Genomic DNA, 16,252 nt, shown 5'->3' with positions numbered 1-16,252 from the left:
TTAAATAAAAGTCGTGGGGGAGTATATCATGAGTGAAAAAAGTTATGAAATAGTTAAAAGTAGTAATAAGATAAGAGTAAGAAAAAGCTGGCATAATTATTTTATGAATTTAGCTCTTCTTGCAGCAGAAAGAGGTACTTGTGACAGAGCGAATGTAGGTGCAATTATAACAAATAAAGAAAATAGAATAGTAGCAACAGGATATAATGGTTCTGTAGGAAATAAGACACCTCATTGTGATGATATAGGTCATGTAATGAGAGATGGACATTGCATAGCAACGCAGCACGCAGAACTTAATTGCCTTTGTTATTGTGCAAAAGAAGGTATCGCTGTTAAAGGATGTAGTATATATGTAACCCATTTCCCTTGTCTTAATTGTACTAAAGCATTAATTCAATCAGGAATTGAGAGCATATATTATTTGAACGATTATAGAGTAGATGATTATGCATTAGAATTACTAAATATAAATAATATAAAATATAAAAAGATTACTTTGGAGGATTAGAATGAAAAGTAGATTTATAGTAGTAGATGAGAAGTTGCTTCCAGAGGTTCTCCCTAAGGTATTAAAAGTTAAAGAGATATTATCTTCTAAAAGTGCAAAAGATATATCAGAAGCAGTTAAACTAGTAGGAATTAGTAGAAGCACATATTATAAATATAAGGATGGCGTATTCAAGTTATCTGATGGTGCAATAATTCAAAAAGCAACTATAGGAGTTACTGTTGGGCATAAAAGGGGAACTTTATCAAATGTTTTAGATATTATAGCTGAATGTGGTGGAAATATATTAACTATAAATCAAGATATTCCAATAAATAATACAGCAAATGTTACCATTACTATGGATATATCATCATTGAAGGCAGACTTATATGCATTACTTGAAACTTTAAAAATAGAAAATAACATTTTAGGTGTTTCATTAATAGCTATGGAGTAAGAAGGAATTTCTCATCATATAGAGAATATTCTATTTAAAGGATGGTGAGAGGATGCTATGTGAAATATCAGATTTATATAATTACAATATATCGAGGGTATTAAAGGAAGATATACCATCTATATATAATTTTATAATAAAAAATGATATTGATTTAAAATGTTATTTAACATCTAATTCTATTGAGGAAAAAATAAATGAAGCATTATATTGTAGGGGAGAGTTGTTTTTAAAAATCGAAAATCAATATGAAGAAGTTATAGGGATTATTAGAGGAAGAATAGATTTTGATTTTTATAATAGATTATGGCTTTCTTTATTCAAAATTTCTGATGATATACCAGAAAAAATGAAGAAAAAAATTTTCAACTATTTCACAGAGAGAGTCAGTGAGAGTTATAGTATATATAAAATAGAAATAGGTGTATCCAGTGAAGATAATACATTATTTTTTCTAAAAAGTTGTGGATTCTCTATAAGTAGAATATTGAAAAATTACTTTACTTTTGGAAATGAAAATCATAGTTTAATTATCTTAAATAGATAAGAATAAATATGTCTCTTAATGAATATAGATTTACTATATACATTGGGGGGGATAAAATGAGATATTCTAAAGTAAAAGCAAAGAGAACATCTAGAAGAGAGCTTATAGTAGTTACTTTTACATTGATGGTGATTTTTATAGGTTCAACTTTATTTGCCACAGCATTATTTAATGTTTTTCTTAAAGACAGTAGTGCATTTTCTAATAATTTTAAAGATGATGAAACTGCTATGACATCAGGAAATGTAGAAAACAATACAGCTAAAGAAGGAAGTGTTACTACATTTTATATTATTCAATGTGGAGTTTTTGGAATTAAAGAAAATGCAGACAAAGTGAATAATGATTTAAATTCACAGGGAATGTCATTTATTTCTGAAGAAGGTGGAAAATATAAAGTTATTTACTCCATTTGTAATAGCGGAAATGAAGATGAAATTATGGCTATGATAGAATCAAAAGGTGTGGCAGTAGCGAAAATTAAAAAAGAAATTACATATTCAAACATTTGTGATGAGGAAATTGGTGAAATGATTAAAGGTCTTATAAGTGTTGTTGATAAGCTTAAAGATAATTCAGTATCAAGTGTAGAAATTCAGTCATTGAAGAAATGGTGTAAAGAGTTAGAACAATGTGATGCAAATGAAGAAAATGCAAATAAGGCAAATGAGTTAAGAAAATATATAGAAGAATTACCAGATGAGATAGATAAAACTAAAATTAGTGAAATAAATAAGAAAATATATCAATGTATAGTGTAGTAATAAGGGGCTTTGCAATTAGTATTTTGCTTAATAGCTCCTTTTTTTTATTCATCTTACTTGTTTAAAATTATTGTAAATGGTAAACTATATTAGATATGATGGGGGCGGGAAATTTGAGAGAGATAAAAAAGAATAGAATTGGACTTTTGTGTTTATTAGTATTCATGGGAGCTATTTCTGGTACGTTAGTTGGAGAAATATTAGGATCAAAGTTTGAAGTACTTTCTTTCATGGAGTCTACATATTCATTAGGTTTTTCAAAACCACTATATTTAGACTTAGGAATTCTTAAGATTACTTTTTCATTAATCTTTGATATTAATATAATGACTATAATAGGGATAATTCTTGTGGTTGTATTGTACAAAAGATTATAGGAGGTTTAAATGAAGATTATCTTAGCGTCATCATCTCCAAGGAGAGCAGAACTGATAAAAACTATATCAGATAAGATAACTATATGTCCAAGTAACTTTAATGAATCATCTATAGAATATGATGGAGATGTAGTTAAGTATATAAGAAAATTATCTTATGAAAAAGCAAAAGAAGTAAGTGAAAGAGAAGAAGGAATAATCATAGGATGTGACACTGTAGTATTTTTTGAAGAGAAGATTCTAGAAAAACCTAAAGATAGAAAAGAAGCAATAGAATTTTTGAAAAGCTTAAGTGGAAATGTTCATTATGTATATTCCGGATACACTATTATAGATAAAAACAATAATTGTAACAAATTCAATTATTGTAAGACCGCTGTTAAATTTTATACTTTATCAGAAGAAGAAATAGAAGAGTATATAAATACTGATGAGTATATTGATAAAGCAGGTGGTTATGGAATACAAGGGAAAGGTGCTCTTCTTGTTGAGAAAATAGAAGGGGATTATTTTAATATTGTAGGGCTACCAATTAGTTTACTAAATAAAGAGCTTAGGGGCATGGGGGTAAATCTTTAGGAGGACAAATGAGTTTTAGATTAAAAGATTTACCAAAACACAATAGACCAAGAGAAAGATTTAAAATGTATGGGGCACAAAACCTTACAGATATTGAACTTTTATCAATTCTATTAGGTAGTGGGATAAAAGATGATAATATTATAAATGTATCTATGAAGGTATTTTCAAAATCAAAGGGATTAAGAAATTTATTTAACATGAGTTTAAATGAGCTTCAAGAAATTAAAGGTATAGGAGAAGTTAAGTCTATACAAATACTTGCACTTGGAGAACTTATACGAAGATATACAATTGTTGATTATGAAGATAAACTTAAAGTTTCAAGTGCTATAGATTGTGTAAATATTATAAATAATGAGATGTGCCTATTGAATAAAGAGGTTTTAAAAATTATAATGTTAAATGTGAAAAATATTGTGATTGGAATAAGAGACGTTTCTATAGGATCATTAAATTCATCTATAGTGCATCCAAGGGAAGTTTTTCATGAAGCAATTAAGAATAGTAGTGCATCAATAATTATAGCTCATAATCATCCTAGTGGAGATTCAACACCTTCAAAGGAAGATATTAATATAACAAAAAGATTAAAGGAGTGTGGAGAACTCTTAGGAATCAATTTATTAGATCATATAATTATTGGGAAGAACACATATGTAAGTTTAAAAGAAAAAGGAATACTTTAATGTATAAATGGAAGGAGCAATAGTAATGGGTTTATTTGGTATGACAAAAGATATGGGAATTGATTTAGGAACAGCTAACACATTAGTATATGTAAAAGGTAAAGGAATAGTTTTAAATGAGCCATCGGTGGTAGCTATTAATACTAATAGTAAGGCTGTACTTGCTGTAGGAAATGAAGCAAAACAAATGATAGGTAGAACACCAGGTAGCATTGTAGCAATAAGACCATTAAAAGATGGTGTTATAGCAGACTTTGATGTCACTGAAAGAATGCTTAGAATGTTTATTGAGAAAGTATGTCCAAAAGGTGCGTTTACTTCACCAAGAGTAATGGTATGTTTCCCATCTGGAATAACAGCAGTAGAAAAGAGAGCTATCGAAGAAGCAACTAAACAAGCAGGAGCAAGAGATGTAAAATTACTAGAAGAACCGATGGCAGCGGCGATAGGAGCAGGCCTTGCTACTGATGAACCAAGAGGATCTATGGTTGTAGATATCGGTGGAGGTACTACAGAAGTTGCTATAATATCTCTTGGAGGAATTGTAACAGCAAAATCTCTTAGAATAGCTGGTGATGATTTAGATAAGGCTATAATTAATTATATTAAGAGAGCGTATAACTTAATGATAGGAGAAAGAACAGCAGAAACTGTAAAAATTACTTTAGGATCAGCATATAAAGTTTCAGATGTAGATGAAAAGATGGAGATAAGAGGAAGAGACTTATTAACAGGACTTCCAAAAGTAGTTGAAATTGGAGAAGCTGAAATAAGAGAAGCATTAAGTGAGCCTGTAAGTTCTATAGTAGATGCTATTAAAACAACTCTTGAAAAAACTCCACCAGAATTAGCAGCAGACATAATGGATAGAGGTATTATGTTAACTGGTGGTGGTGCATTATTAAGAGGTATAGATAAGTTAATAAATGAAGAAACTCATATGCCAGTAAACATTGCTGAGAATCCCCTTGATTGTGTAGCTTTAGGAGCAGGAAAAGCATTAGCTCACTTTGATAAATTGAGATAGAGTGCTAGAGCAAGGTTAATTATGAAAAAGTTTTTAAGAAATAAACTGACAGTTGTTATAATTATACTGTCAGTTGCCTTTTTAAGTTTAATAACTTATAGTGCGAAGACACAAAATAATAATATAATAGCAAACTCAGTGGGCAGTGGAACAGGAAAAATTGGGGGATTTTTCTATACAGTTGGTAGTGAGATAAAAGGTTTTTTTAGTAATATATTTTATGCTTCTTCAATTAAGAGTGAGAATGAAGAACTTCAATTAAAAAATACAGAATTAGAGAAAAAAGCTGTTGCATATGATAATTTAATTGAAGAAAATGAAGAACTTAGAAAAATGTTAGAGTTCAAGGAGACACGTGGAGAATATGATTATGTTGGAGCTGATATAACAGGTTCATCTGGAGAAGGGTGGCTACAAAGTTTTATAATAAACAAGGGTAGTGACGATGGAATGAAAGAAGGTCTAGTAGCGATATCTCCTAATGGGTCTTTGGTAGGTGTTATTAAAAATGTAAGTAAAAGTTGGTCAGAAATTGAAACAGTAACATCGCCTAATGTTTCTATAGCATGTTATATTTCTAAGGTTACAGCAGATATTAATGATACAAATAATGAAAATAATGGCGATAATACAGATAATCAAAGTGTCAATGATGCACCTAATGGTGTTTTAAAAGGAATTAGTACAAATAAACAAACAAATCCAAGAGCTGAAATTAATTATATACCTATACAAAGTGATGTTAATAAAGATGACTTAGTTTTAACTTCTGGACTTGGAAAATTGTATCCTAAGGATATTGTTATTGGAAAAGTTTTGGAAGTTAAAGAGGAAACAGGAAAAGGTATGAAAGTAGCGACAGTAGTGCCAAATGTTGAATTTAACAAACTAAATGGAGTTTTAATCGTTATACCAAAAGATGGTGTTAGTGTAGATGGAGAGGTGAAGTATTAATGAAAAGAATACTCACCCTATTTTTAATAATCATAGGACTATTTATTTTAGATAATTCTGTAGTGCCTTTATTTTCTATTGGTGGTTATTGCCCTAGTTTGCTATTAGTATTTACCCTTGGATATGCAATTTTGATTGATCCTATCGATGCTATGTTTTTAGGTATTTTTTCAGGTTTAATTCAAGATGTTTATTTTCATGGAGTACTAGGTGTTAATGGATTTTTAAATATGGGTGCATGTGTTATATGTTCAGTTATCGGGACAAAAATATTCAGAGAGAAAAGGTTATTTCCTGTAATAATTATATTTTTTTTAAGTGCTTTAAAATATGCCATAGTGTTTATAGTGATGTATTCTTTAGGTACAAAATATAATTCTTTAAACATTCTTTTCGGTTCTTTTTATAATATGATAATAGCTATAATTGCTTATGGATGGATATATGATTTATCTCAAAAAAGCTTTATGATTAGGGACTGGGAGTTTTAGGAGTTGATATATTGAACAAACAAAACAAAAGAAGAAAAACGGTAACAAGAAAATCGTTTATAAATGAATTTACAAGATATTCAGTATTAAAGTTATCTGTAGTTGCAGTAAGTGCTTATGTAGGAATAGGTTTATTAAATATACAAGTTTTTAATCATAGTTATTATAGTGAAAGTGCAAAATCAGGTTCACATAGATTTGTAGAAGAACAAGCTCCGAGAGGAAATATATATGATAAAAATGGAACAGTAATAGCTTATGATATCCAAAACTTTGCACTTACATTTACAGAAGCTACAGAAAGTAATGAAAAGTTTTATGATACAATGGAAAAAGTCTTTAAAGTTTTAAAAGAAAATGAATTAGATATAGATGATGACTTTCCCATAAAGCTTAATGGAGATCAATATGAGTTTAAGTTTAATGCTATAGATGAGGAAGGTAAAAAGCTTCAAGAAAGGCAATTTAAAATTGATATCAGTTTAATGGATTATTTAGCTGGAGAGATGTTTGATGGAGCGTCTTATTCAAAATTAGAAGATGATGAAGCTAAAGCTGTCATTAAAGAAGCAGAAAAGTATACAGCAGAAGATACTTATAATTTTTTATTATCAGATAAAAAGTATAGTATACCTAAAGGTGTATACTCAAAAGATGATGAAAGAAGAATGGTGATTGTAAAAAATTCACTTCAACTTCAAGGGTATTCAGGATATAAACCTATAACTATAGCTTCTGCTCTTGATAGAGAAGTAGCATTTACCTTTGAACAAATGTTAGACGAATTACCGGGTATAAATGTTGAAACTAAACCCCAAAGATATTATCCATATGGAAAAATGGGAGCAGCTTTTATAGGTTACGTATCAAAAGTTAATGATGATGATAAAAATGTAGAAAAGGGATATGATGCTAGTACAGATATAAAAGGAGCTTCAGGAATAGAAGCAGCATACGAAGATAGATTAAGAGGATCTAAGGGAGCATCTATTGTAGAAGTTAATAGATTTGGAAGACCTATTTCAGAACTGGCTAAAAGAGAAGCTTATCAAGGTCAAAATGTTCATTTAACAGTAGATTGGAAAGTACAAGAAGCTGCTGAAAATGCTTTAGCAAAGAACATGACAGAATCTAGAACATTATTAAATGGAACAGTGATAGATCCTCCTGACAGAGGAGCTGTAGTAGCGTTAGATGTAAATACAGGAGCTGTGATAGCTATGGTATCACAACCTACATTTGATCCTAATGACTTTGCAGCTGTTAATGGGCTTAGTACAGAAAAATATAATGAATATTATGGTTTTGATAATGAGTTCTATGAAAATTTAGCTAAGGAAAAAGGATGGGATAATAAAACTATTTCCACTAAGGATAAGAGTCATCCTCTTAATGGAAAGAATATGTTTGAAGCGCTTTTTCCGAAAAATGAAAATGGTCAAAGAGAAGATATTAAGGATTTAGTACCAAAACCTACTATTAATTATGCAACACAATCATTGATACCTCCTGGTTCGATTTTCAAAACATTTACAGCTTATGCTGGATTTGCTGAAGGCGTTGTAGATAGTTCTAGTACAGTTTTTGATGGAGGATATTATGAAGATGGAGAAGGGTTCAGGACAACTTTCCCAGAAGATCCTCAGGCTGGAAATGCAGATATAGAACTTGCTCTGGAGAAATCTTCAAATCCATATTTTATGGAGATATCTAAAAGATTATACCAAAAGTTTTCAGATGAGAATAATAGAGAATCATCAGGAGTAAAGTATAAAGAAAATGGAATTGCTTCCTATGCATGGAGATTTGGACTTGGAGCAGATCCTGAAGACAAAAATGCTATAACATCTACAGGAATAGAAATAAGTGAAAATTTTGGGCAAGTATATAATCATTATTCATGGATAAGTTCGCAGTCAAAATTAATGTATATATCATTAGCTGATAGATTAAAGGCAGGAGAATACACTGGAAGAACAAAATATACTTTTATACCAATAAATTTGAGTATAAATGAAGAAGTAGATAGTGAAGAAGTTAAATCACTAAAGTTAAAAATAAAATCTATTATTTTAGAAGGACTATGTAATGGAACTTATGATAATAAACTTCTTGAAGAAAATATTAGACTATTAAATGATACGGATCCAGAATATAATGGAAGAAAACCAAGTGATAATGAATATAAGAATTTACTGGATTTTATTAGAGATCAAATAAAATATGAAGGATATAATCAATTTGTTGCTAAATATCATTCATATAATGCTTCTATAGGTCAAGGAGCTACAAATGTTACACCACTTCAGATTGCTTCTGCTTATGCTACTTATTTAAATGGAGGAACTAGATATAAAGTTCATCTATTAGATAAGGTAACAGATGTAGATGGAAATATAGTGTCTGAATATGAACCAGAAGTTATAGATAAAATGGATATTGATCCTAAAATATCAAAAAGTATAAATGCTGGTTTAGAAAGAGTTATTTATAATTCATCATCATTTAATAGTTTATATAGTAAACTGCCTGTTAGAGTTGGCGGAAAGACAGGAACAGCTACTTTTGATAATGAGCAATTAGCATATGGTAGAGAAGCTTATGGATGGCTTGTAACTTATGCACCAGCAGAAAATCCTGAGATTGTAGTTGTATCAGTAACTTTCAATGGACATTTTGGGAAAAATAATGCTGAAATTAATTATGAAGTATTAAAAGCATATTTTGAAAATAAATAATAAGAAAAAACTATCTACTTTGTAGATAGTTTTTTCTTAATTTAAACTTCTACAGTAATATATATTTTGATATAATTATGATGAAAATAACTTAATATAAAAAATATGTAATGAAAAATAAGAATATTTTTAAAAAAAGAAGGAAAATTTGGTGTAATTGTTGAATTATATAATGATGCAATTTCTAAATGGAGGTGTTTCCGATTTCTAGAAAGATTACTTTAAAAGGAAATAAAGATGGGTTAAATGCTATAATTGATATGAGTAGATTTGCAAGCTTTGATGAAATGATGACAAATTTAGTTGCAAGATTAAATAAGGGGAAGAGATTTTTTAAAGGAAGCACTCTAATTATAACATCTCAACTTGAGTATTTTAGTGAATCAGAAATGAGGATGTTTAAGAATACACTTTTTTCTGAATTTGAGATAAAGGATTGTATATTTAAAGATAGTGAAGAAAATAATAAGAAGGTTTTTGAAGGAATTAAAGAAGGAAAAACTAAATTTATAAGAAATACTATCCGAAGTGGTCAAATAATAAGATTTGATGGAAATCTTATTATAATAGGAGACATAAATCCAGGCGCAGAAGTATATGCAACGGGGAATATTGTAGTTTTAGGAGTTTTACGTGGAGATGTTCATGCAGGTAGTGATGGTAATAAAGAAGCAATAATAGCAGCTTTTTCATTGCAACCTAAAATTATTCAGATAGCGAATATGATTACAAGATCTCCAGATGATGTGATGAAGCCCAATTATCCAGAAGTAGCTAAAATCAAAGGAAATTTTATTATAGTTGAACCATATTCACCAAATAAATTCATATAGTGGAGGTTTTTTTATGGGAGAAGCAATTGTTATAACATCAGGTAAAGGTGGGGTTGGAAAAACAACTACAACTGCTAATATTGGAACTGCACTAGCTAGTCTAGGTAAATCAGTTGTAGTAGTTGATGGAGATACAGGCCTTAGAAACTTAGATGTATTAATGGGTCTTGAGAATAGAATAGTTTATACATTATTAGATGTTATTGAAGAAAAATGTAGGTTAAAACAAGCACTTATTAAAGATAAGAGATTCGAAAATTTAGCATTATTACCTACCGCTCAAACTAGAAACAAAGAAGATATAAACATGGAACAGATGGTCTCTTTAGTTGGGGAACTGAAAAAAATGTATGACTATGTTTTAATAGATTGCCCTGCAGGTATAGAGCAAGGTTTTGAAAATTCTATTGCTGCTGCTGATAGAGCCTTGATTGTAGTTAATCCAGAGGTAACTTCAGTGAGAGATGCAGATAGAGTTATTGGTAAGCTAGATGCAAAAGGTATAGAGGATCACAAGCTTATCATTAATAGGATGAATCCAGCTATGGCAGCAAGTGGGGATATGCTTAATGTAAATGATATAGTGGAAATTTTAGCAGTTAAGTTAATAGGAGTAGTTCCAGATGATAAAGGTATCACAGTATCTACAAATAAAGGGGAACCTATAGTTCTAGAAGATAGTGCAATAAGTGGAAGAGCATTTAAAAATATAGCTAGAAGAATACTTGGAGAAGAAGTACCATTTTTACAACTTAAAGCAGAAGAAAAAGGATTTTTAGCTTCGATAAAGAAAATCTTTTCTAAATAAGTTAAGGGGGTGGAGATATGGACTTTTTTAAATTTTTTACAGAGAAGCAAGCACCTAAGGATGTAGCAAAGGAAAGATTAAAATTAATTTTAATTCATGATAGACAAGATCTAAGTCCAACTATATTAGAGAAAATGAAAAATGAGATATTAGAAGTCATATCTAAATATGTGGAGATAGATAATGCAGATGTGGATGTAAAATTAACTACAGATAATAATATGGATGGATGTGGCCCAGCCTTAATAGCTAATATACCTATCAAAAAACTGAAAGAATAGTTGCTTAATGTAACTATTCTTTGTTTTTTGTGTTAAATATAACTTCTATATGATATAATAAAATGACTATGTAGTACTTACAAAATGATTATTGAGGTGAAAAAATGAAAAAAAATTCTAAGATGGATAGAATGTTATCTAATCTTAAAATAAATAAGAAATTATTAGGAGAAATAGATTTTACTATCTTAATGATAGCAATTGTTATTGTTATTTTCGGAGTACTTAATATATATTCGGCAACATATAACAAGACATTAGATGGAGTACCAATTGGGTTTGAATATGCAAAGTTACAACTAATGTGGCTCGGAGTAGGCCTTATAGCTATTTATTTTATTTTAACTATTGATTACTCTTTCTTTAGAAATTATGCATATGTTTTTTATGGTGCATCTATTATACTTTTGCTTATAAATAAAGTGGCTGGAACAGTTAGTAAGGGAGCTAATTCTTGGATACAAATAGGTTCTAGAGCAATACAACCATCTGAATTTGCAAAACTAGCTATAATAATTATAGTAGCAAAAAAAATAGAAGATATGGATGGTAAAATTGATTCCTTTAAAAAGCTGTTTATAATTTTTATATATGCTATAATTCCTACATCTTTAGTTATAATCCAACCAGATATGGGGATGACTATGGTAATATTCTTTACTGTACTTGGAATGGTTGTAGTAGGAAAATTGGATTGGAAGATTATCGGTGGTGGATTTTTAGCTTTATTTATCGCTATTGCAGTAGTATGGAATAGTGGGCTTATAGAAGACTATCAAAAAAATCGTATAATCACTGTATTTAATCCAGCTAGAGATCCATTAGGAGATGGTTATCATGTAATACAGGCTAAAATTGCTATAGGGTCTGGTGGTCTTACTGGAAGCGGATATATGAATGGAAGTCAAACTAAAGGAGGATTTATTCCAGAAGCATGGACAGATTTCATATTTTCTGTAGTTGGGGAAGAATGGGGACTTCTTGGATCTGTTGGTCTTTTAGCGTTATATGGAATTATGATTTTTAGAATGATTAATATAGCAAGAGAATCGAAAGATGTCTTTGGATCAATATTAGTAGCAGGTGTTACGGGATCGATGTTATTTTCAATTTTAGAAAATGCAGGAATGAATGTTGGATTAATGCCAATAACAGGAATAACTCTTCCGTTTATGAGTTATGGAGGTAGTTCTATGTTAGTTTACTTCATGAGTTTGGCTTTAGTTTTAAATGTAGGAATGAGACGTAAGAAAATTAATTTTTAGAGTGGTAAGAAGCTGTTGCACGGGAGGGTGTGACAGCTTTTTTTCATTAAGCTTGATAGAGTAAAAAGTAAAGCACAAGGCACAGGGATAGATGAAATTCTTACAGAATTTCTGAAATTTTAAATGTTGAGTTGAATGTTATAAGTTAGACTATGCTTCTTACTTAGATTACAGTTGATATAAAAGTCGTTGCATAAAGCTCATGAAAGTTGCACTTTCATGAAGCATTGAATATATCTGCAGGACTATAATAAAATTCCTCGCAAAGAGGAGTTTTTACCTTACTTGTCCCTGTGACATGATAAAGTTTTTTTATTTAAAATTAGTACATATACATACAAGGATTCAAATATACTTAAATAGATAGCTTAAATTAGAATCTTGTTATGGGGTGATACGATGATAAAAATAAATAAAAGATTTTTTATTTATGTAATTATAATTGTAATAGCCACAAGAAGTTTAAGTATACTATATTCATTTCTGTTTATAATAATTCACGAAATAGCACATTTACTAGTTGCTATATGCTTTAAATATAAAGGATATACTATAGAAATTGATATATTGGGTGCTAGATTACATTATAAAGATATAGAGGATATGTCTATAAAAGAAGACATCATTATTTCCTTAGCAGGTCCAATTATCAATATTATTATGGGATTAATTTTTTGTTTATTAAGCCTATATGAAGAGATGATTATAAATTATATTTTAGGCTTTTTTAATTTAATACCGGTTATACCATTAGATGGAGGACGTATTTTAAAGAATCTTTTAACTAAAAGGTATTTATATAAGAAAGCCAATGTTATTACAATTTATATAAGTATGGTTATAGGAGTATTTTTTTTAGTAACAGCTATTATATTGGGAATTGAATTTAAATTTAATATAAGTTTGTTACTAATTAGTATATTAATAATATATTGTTCATATAGGGAGAAAAGAAGAATAGTATATGTAGTTATGGGGGATTTAATGAAGAAGAGAGAAAAGTTTTTTAAAAAAGGATATATAGAGAGTATAGTAGTTTCAATTTCATATAACAAGTCATTACTTAGTGTATTAACTTTAATAGATAAGGGTAAATACACTTTATTTTATATTTTAGATGATAGTATGAATGTTATTAAGGTTATATCTGAAGAAGAAGTATTAAAAGGAGTTAAAGAATATGGAGATATAACAATAAAGGAATATATTAATTTACCTTAGAATTTAATTACATTGATAAAGAATATTCCCTATGTTAGAATAAATGTACGTAGCGAAGGAGGAGTAAAATGAATAGAATAAATGATGATATTCTTTATAGGGTTGAGAAGCCAGCTAGGTACATAGGAGGCGAATATAACTCTTTTAATAAAGATTTAAATAATGTTGATATTAGATTTGCATTTTGTTTTCCTGATGTATATGAAGTTGGTATGTCACATTTAGGGATGAAGATTCTTTATCATACATTAAATCAAAGAGAAGATACATTTTGTGAAAGAGTATTTGCCCCTTGGGATGACATGGAAAAACTATTAAGAGAAAAAGAAATTAAATTATTTACCTTAGAGACAAAAGACTCAATAGATAACTTTGATTTTGTAGCATTTACATTACAATATGAGATGAGTTATACTAATATATTAAACATGTTAAATTTGGGTGGAATTACAATAAGAGCTTCCGAAAGAGGAGAAGATGAACCAATAGTTTTAATGGGTGGACCATGTTCTACAAATCCAGAAACTTTATATGATATAGCAGATATTTTTTCATTAGGGGAAGGAGAAGATCACTTAAATGAAATTATCGATTGTTATAAAAAGTGTAAAGCTAAAGGGATGAGTAAAAAAGAATTTTTGAGAGAAGCTTCTCATATAGAAAGTACGTATATTCCATCTCTTTATGATGTAACTTATAATGAAGATAATACAATAAAAGAATTTAAACCAAAGTATGAAGATGTTCCAAAGACGGTTAAAAGACGAGTTATAAATAACTATAATGATGTAGAGTATCCAGATAAGTTAGTAGTTCCTTATACAGAAATTGTACATGATAGAATAATGTTAGAGACTATGAGAGGATGTACAAGAGGTTGTAGATTCTGTCAAGCGGGTATGATTTATAGACCAGTTAGAGAAAAGAAAACAGAGACACTTATGAAGCAAGCTGATAAATTATTAAAAGCTACAGGATATGAAGAGATATCATTAACATCATTATCAATTTGTGATTATTCAGATGTTAAAAATTTAGTTTTATCAATGGTTGAAAGATATAAAGATGATAAAATTGGTGTGTCATTACCTTCACTTAGAATAGATTCGTTCTCTGTAGATTTAATAAATGAAATACAGAAAGTAAGAAAAACAGGCCTTACTTTTGCTCCAGAGGCAGGAAGTCAAAGGATGAGAGATGTTATAAATAAAGGTGTAAATGAAGAGGATTTATTAACATCTGTTTCTGATGCGTTTAAAAATGGTTGGAGTACTATAAAATTATACTTTATGGTAGGATTACCATATGAAACCGTTGAGGATGTTAAAGGAATTGCTCATCTTGGAGAAAAGGTCGTAGATGAATATTATAAGATTCCGAAGAATGAAAGAAATAGAGGACTTAAAGTTACTATATCTACATCTATTTTTGTACCAAAGCCATTTACTCCATTCCAATGGGCGCCAATGGATAATTTAGAAAATGTAAGAGAAAAAATTGCAGCTTTAAGAGGAGAAATAAAAAGTAGAGCGATATCATACAATTGGCATGAGACTCTTGTAAGTTACATGGAAGCAGTTATTGCAAGAGGAGATAGAAGAATATGCGATGTCATAATAAAAGCATATGAAAAAGGTGCTAGATTAGATGGATGGTCTGAATTCTTTAACTATGATATATGGATGGAAGCATTTAAAGAGTGTAATGTTGATCCAGAATTCTACGTTCATAGAGAGCGTGATTATGAAGAAATACTACCATGGGATTTCATTGAAATTGGAGTTACTAAAAACTATTTGAAGAAAGAAAATGAAAAAGCTAAAAAAGCTGCATTAACACAAGATTGTAGATTAGGATGTACAGGATGTGGAGTTAATAGAAATGCATTTGCGAAGGGAGAGTGCTTTGAAGGTGCGTTATTTAATTAAATTTACTAAGGAAAGTAATATAAAGTTCATATCTCATTTAGATTTAATGAGAACAATTCATAGAACTGTTAGAAGAAGTGGAATAAAAGCAAAATATTCAAAAGGATTTAATCCTCATATGATAATGTCAATTGCTCAACCATTATCAGTTGGGGTATATTCAGATTCAGAGTATTTAGATATTGAACTGGAAGAGATTATTTCTGAAAAAACTGTTATTGATAAGTTAAATATGGCCGCTCCTAGTGGAATAAAGTTTCTAGATGCTAAGATGATTGTTGAAAAAGAAAACACCAAAAAGCCACCGACAGCTATGGCAGCAGTTGAAGGAGCTAAATATATTATAAAGATAAAGTATAATGATGATATTTTATTAAAAGATGAACTACAAGATTTATATTTAAAAGAAAATTGGCAAACGATAAAGAAAAGTAAAAAAGGCGAAAAACTTGTAGATATAAAGCCAATGATTAAAGAATTTGAATATACTATTGAAAATAATTTATTAACTATAGAAACTATAGTGGCATGTGGTTCAAGAGAAAATCTTTCAGCAGATCTTTTAGGTAACTTTATAAAAGAAAACACGTCAAATGCAGTAAGTGATGCTTTTATAGAAATAAGAAGATTAGAGTTGTATGGTATGAAAAATAAAAAGTTAGTTCCATTAAATAAAGCGATAGTTTAAAGTATAAAGGAACTGTTGCATAATAAATCATATAAATGTATGTCTCAGTTTCGTTTATATAATTGGTAATTCACAAAGCATAATTCACAATTAAAATTAAAAGAGCTATCGC

The 16,252-nt window shown here is 29.4% G+C and carries 18 protein-coding genes; all 18 read left to right on the top strand.

All coding sequences use genetic code 11. From position 1 onward, the window contains the following. Nucleotides 1-28 precede the first annotated feature (28 nt). The 18 genes from CM240_RS07510 to CM240_RS07425 all read left to right on the top strand — a co-directional run bounded on the left by CM240_RS07510 (nt 29) and on the right by CM240_RS07425 (nt 16,140). Nucleotides 29-511: a deoxycytidylate deaminase gene (locus CM240_RS07510; protein WP_051483751.1), complete on the top strand. Its 483-nt coding sequence runs from the start codon at nt 29-31 to the stop codon at nt 509-511. A gap of 1 nt (nt 512) precedes the next feature. Next, entirely contained in the window at nt 513-950 is a 438-nt protein-coding gene (locus tag CM240_RS07505; RefSeq protein WP_044037936.1) for an ACT domain-containing protein, read from the top strand. A gap of 52 nt (nt 951-1,002) precedes the next feature. Beyond that, nucleotides 1,003-1,497, top strand: coding sequence for a GNAT family N-acetyltransferase (locus CM240_RS07500; RefSeq protein WP_051483750.1), 495 nt, complete (start codon nt 1,003-1,005; stop codon nt 1,495-1,497). 56 nt (nt 1,498-1,553) lie between these two features. Then, nucleotides 1,554-2,258, top strand: coding sequence for an SPOR domain-containing protein (locus CM240_RS07495; RefSeq protein ID WP_044037934.1), 705 nt, complete (start codon nt 1,554-1,556; stop codon nt 2,256-2,258). A gap of 116 nt (nt 2,259-2,374) precedes the next feature. After that, entirely contained in the window at nt 2,375-2,638 is a 264-nt protein-coding gene (locus tag CM240_RS07490) for a DUF4321 domain-containing protein (RefSeq protein WP_242838468.1), read from the top strand. Between the two features lie 9 nt (nt 2,639-2,647). After that, entirely contained in the window at nt 2,648-3,217 is a 570-nt protein-coding gene (locus CM240_RS07485; protein WP_044037932.1) for a Maf family protein, read from the top strand. A gap of 8 nt (nt 3,218-3,225) precedes the next feature. Next, on the top strand, nt 3,226-3,906 hold the full coding sequence (gene radC, locus CM240_RS07480; protein ID WP_044037930.1) for a RadC family protein: 681 nt from the start codon (nt 3,226-3,228) through the stop codon (nt 3,904-3,906). Nucleotides 3,907-3,931: 25 nt separating this feature from the next. Then, complete coding sequence (locus tag CM240_RS07475) at nt 3,932-4,933, top strand: rod shape-determining protein (RefSeq protein WP_044037928.1); 1,002 nt, start codon at nt 3,932-3,934, stop codon at nt 4,931-4,933. 21 nt (nt 4,934-4,954) lie between these two features. Next, entirely contained in the window at nt 4,955-5,887 is a 933-nt protein-coding gene (mreC, locus tag CM240_RS07470; RefSeq protein ID WP_044037926.1) for a rod shape-determining protein MreC, read from the top strand. After that, nucleotides 5,887-6,378, top strand: a complete 492-nt coding sequence (gene mreD, locus CM240_RS07465) for a rod shape-determining protein MreD (RefSeq protein WP_044037924.1) — start codon at nt 5,887-5,889, stop codon at nt 6,376-6,378. The genes mreC and mreD overlap by 1 nt, the downstream gene beginning before the upstream one ends. Before the next feature lie 11 nt (nt 6,379-6,389). Next, the gene (locus tag CM240_RS07460) at nt 6,390-9,116 is read left to right on the top strand and encodes a penicillin-binding transpeptidase domain-containing protein (RefSeq protein ID WP_051483749.1); all 2,727 of its coding nucleotides are present in this window, start codon (nt 6,390-6,392) and stop codon (nt 9,114-9,116) included. A gap of 188 nt (nt 9,117-9,304) precedes the next feature. Next, complete coding sequence (gene minC, locus CM240_RS07455) at nt 9,305-9,949, top strand: septum site-determining protein MinC (protein WP_044037922.1); 645 nt, start codon at nt 9,305-9,307, stop codon at nt 9,947-9,949. A 13-nt stretch (nt 9,950-9,962) separates the two neighbouring features. Next, a complete protein-coding gene (gene minD / locus CM240_RS07450) occupies nt 9,963-10,757 on the top strand; it encodes a septum site-determining protein MinD (protein ID WP_044037919.1) in 795 nt (264 codons plus the stop codon). A 17-nt stretch (nt 10,758-10,774) separates the two neighbouring features. Then, nucleotides 10,775-11,038 (top strand): cell division topological specificity factor MinE, encoded by a 264-nt coding sequence (gene minE, locus CM240_RS07445; protein ID WP_044037918.1) that lies wholly within the window; start codon nt 10,775-10,777, stop codon nt 11,036-11,038. 131 nt (nt 11,039-11,169) lie between these two features. Next, the gene (gene rodA / locus CM240_RS07440; protein WP_044039815.1) at nt 11,170-12,303 is read left to right on the top strand and encodes a rod shape-determining protein RodA; all 1,134 of its coding nucleotides are present in this window, start codon (nt 11,170-11,172) and stop codon (nt 12,301-12,303) included. A 399-nt stretch (nt 12,304-12,702) separates the two neighbouring features. Continuing rightward, nucleotides 12,703-13,524, top strand: coding sequence for a site-2 protease family protein (locus CM240_RS07435; protein WP_044037916.1), 822 nt, complete (start codon nt 12,703-12,705; stop codon nt 13,522-13,524). A 68-nt stretch (nt 13,525-13,592) separates the two neighbouring features. Next, on the top strand, nt 13,593-15,452 hold the full coding sequence (locus tag CM240_RS07430) for a TIGR03960 family B12-binding radical SAM protein (protein WP_044037914.1): 1,860 nt from the start codon (nt 13,593-13,595) through the stop codon (nt 15,450-15,452). After that, nucleotides 15,430-16,140: a TIGR03936 family radical SAM-associated protein gene (locus tag CM240_RS07425; protein WP_156930525.1), complete on the top strand. Its 711-nt coding sequence runs from the start codon at nt 15,430-15,432 to the stop codon at nt 16,138-16,140. Before CM240_RS07430 ends, CM240_RS07425 begins: the two co-directional genes overlap by 23 nt. The last annotated feature ends 112 nt before the right edge of the window (nt 16,141-16,252 follow it).

Source organism: Clostridium bornimense, from assembly GCF_000577895.1.
Taxonomy (GTDB): Bacteria; Bacillota; Clostridia; order Clostridiales; family Clostridiaceae; genus Clostridium_AN; species Clostridium_AN bornimense.
This window is presented reverse-complemented; position numbering and strand designations above follow the sequence as displayed.

Bases quoted from the DNA above. Each gene is read 5' to 3' on its own strand.
- CM240_RS07510 (WP_051483751.1), top strand. From the start codon at position 29: ATGAGTGAAAAAAGTTATGAAATAGTTAAAAGTAGTAATAAGATAAGA.
- CM240_RS07505 (WP_044037936.1), top strand. From the start codon at position 513: ATGAAAAGTAGATTTATAGTAGTAGATGAGAAGTTGCTTCCAGAGGTT.
- CM240_RS07500 (WP_051483750.1), top strand. From the start codon at position 1,003: ATGCTATGTGAAATATCAGATTTATATAATTACAATATATCGAGGGTA.
- CM240_RS07495 (WP_044037934.1), top strand. From the start codon at position 1,554: ATGAGATATTCTAAAGTAAAAGCAAAGAGAACATCTAGAAGAGAGCTT.
- CM240_RS07485 (WP_044037932.1), top strand. From the start codon at position 2,648: ATGAAGATTATCTTAGCGTCATCATCTCCAAGGAGAGCAGAACTGATA.
- radC (WP_044037930.1), top strand. From the start codon at position 3,226: ATGAGTTTTAGATTAAAAGATTTACCAAAACACAATAGACCAAGAGAA.
- CM240_RS07475 (WP_044037928.1), top strand. From the start codon at position 3,932: ATGGGTTTATTTGGTATGACAAAAGATATGGGAATTGATTTAGGAACA.
- mreC (WP_044037926.1), top strand. From the start codon at position 4,955: ATGAAAAAGTTTTTAAGAAATAAACTGACAGTTGTTATAATTATACTG.
- mreD (WP_044037924.1), top strand. From the start codon at position 5,887: ATGAAAAGAATACTCACCCTATTTTTAATAATCATAGGACTATTTATT.
- minC (WP_044037922.1), top strand. From the start codon at position 9,305: ATGGAGGTGTTTCCGATTTCTAGAAAGATTACTTTAAAAGGAAATAAA.
- minD (WP_044037919.1), top strand. From the start codon at position 9,963: ATGGGAGAAGCAATTGTTATAACATCAGGTAAAGGTGGGGTTGGAAAA.
- minE (WP_044037918.1), top strand. From the start codon at position 10,775: ATGGACTTTTTTAAATTTTTTACAGAGAAGCAAGCACCTAAGGATGTA.
- rodA (WP_044039815.1), top strand. From the start codon at position 11,170: ATGTTATCTAATCTTAAAATAAATAAGAAATTATTAGGAGAAATAGAT.
- CM240_RS07435 (WP_044037916.1), top strand. From the start codon at position 12,703: ATGATAAAAATAAATAAAAGATTTTTTATTTATGTAATTATAATTGTA.
- CM240_RS07430 (WP_044037914.1), top strand. From the start codon at position 13,593: ATGAATAGAATAAATGATGATATTCTTTATAGGGTTGAGAAGCCAGCT.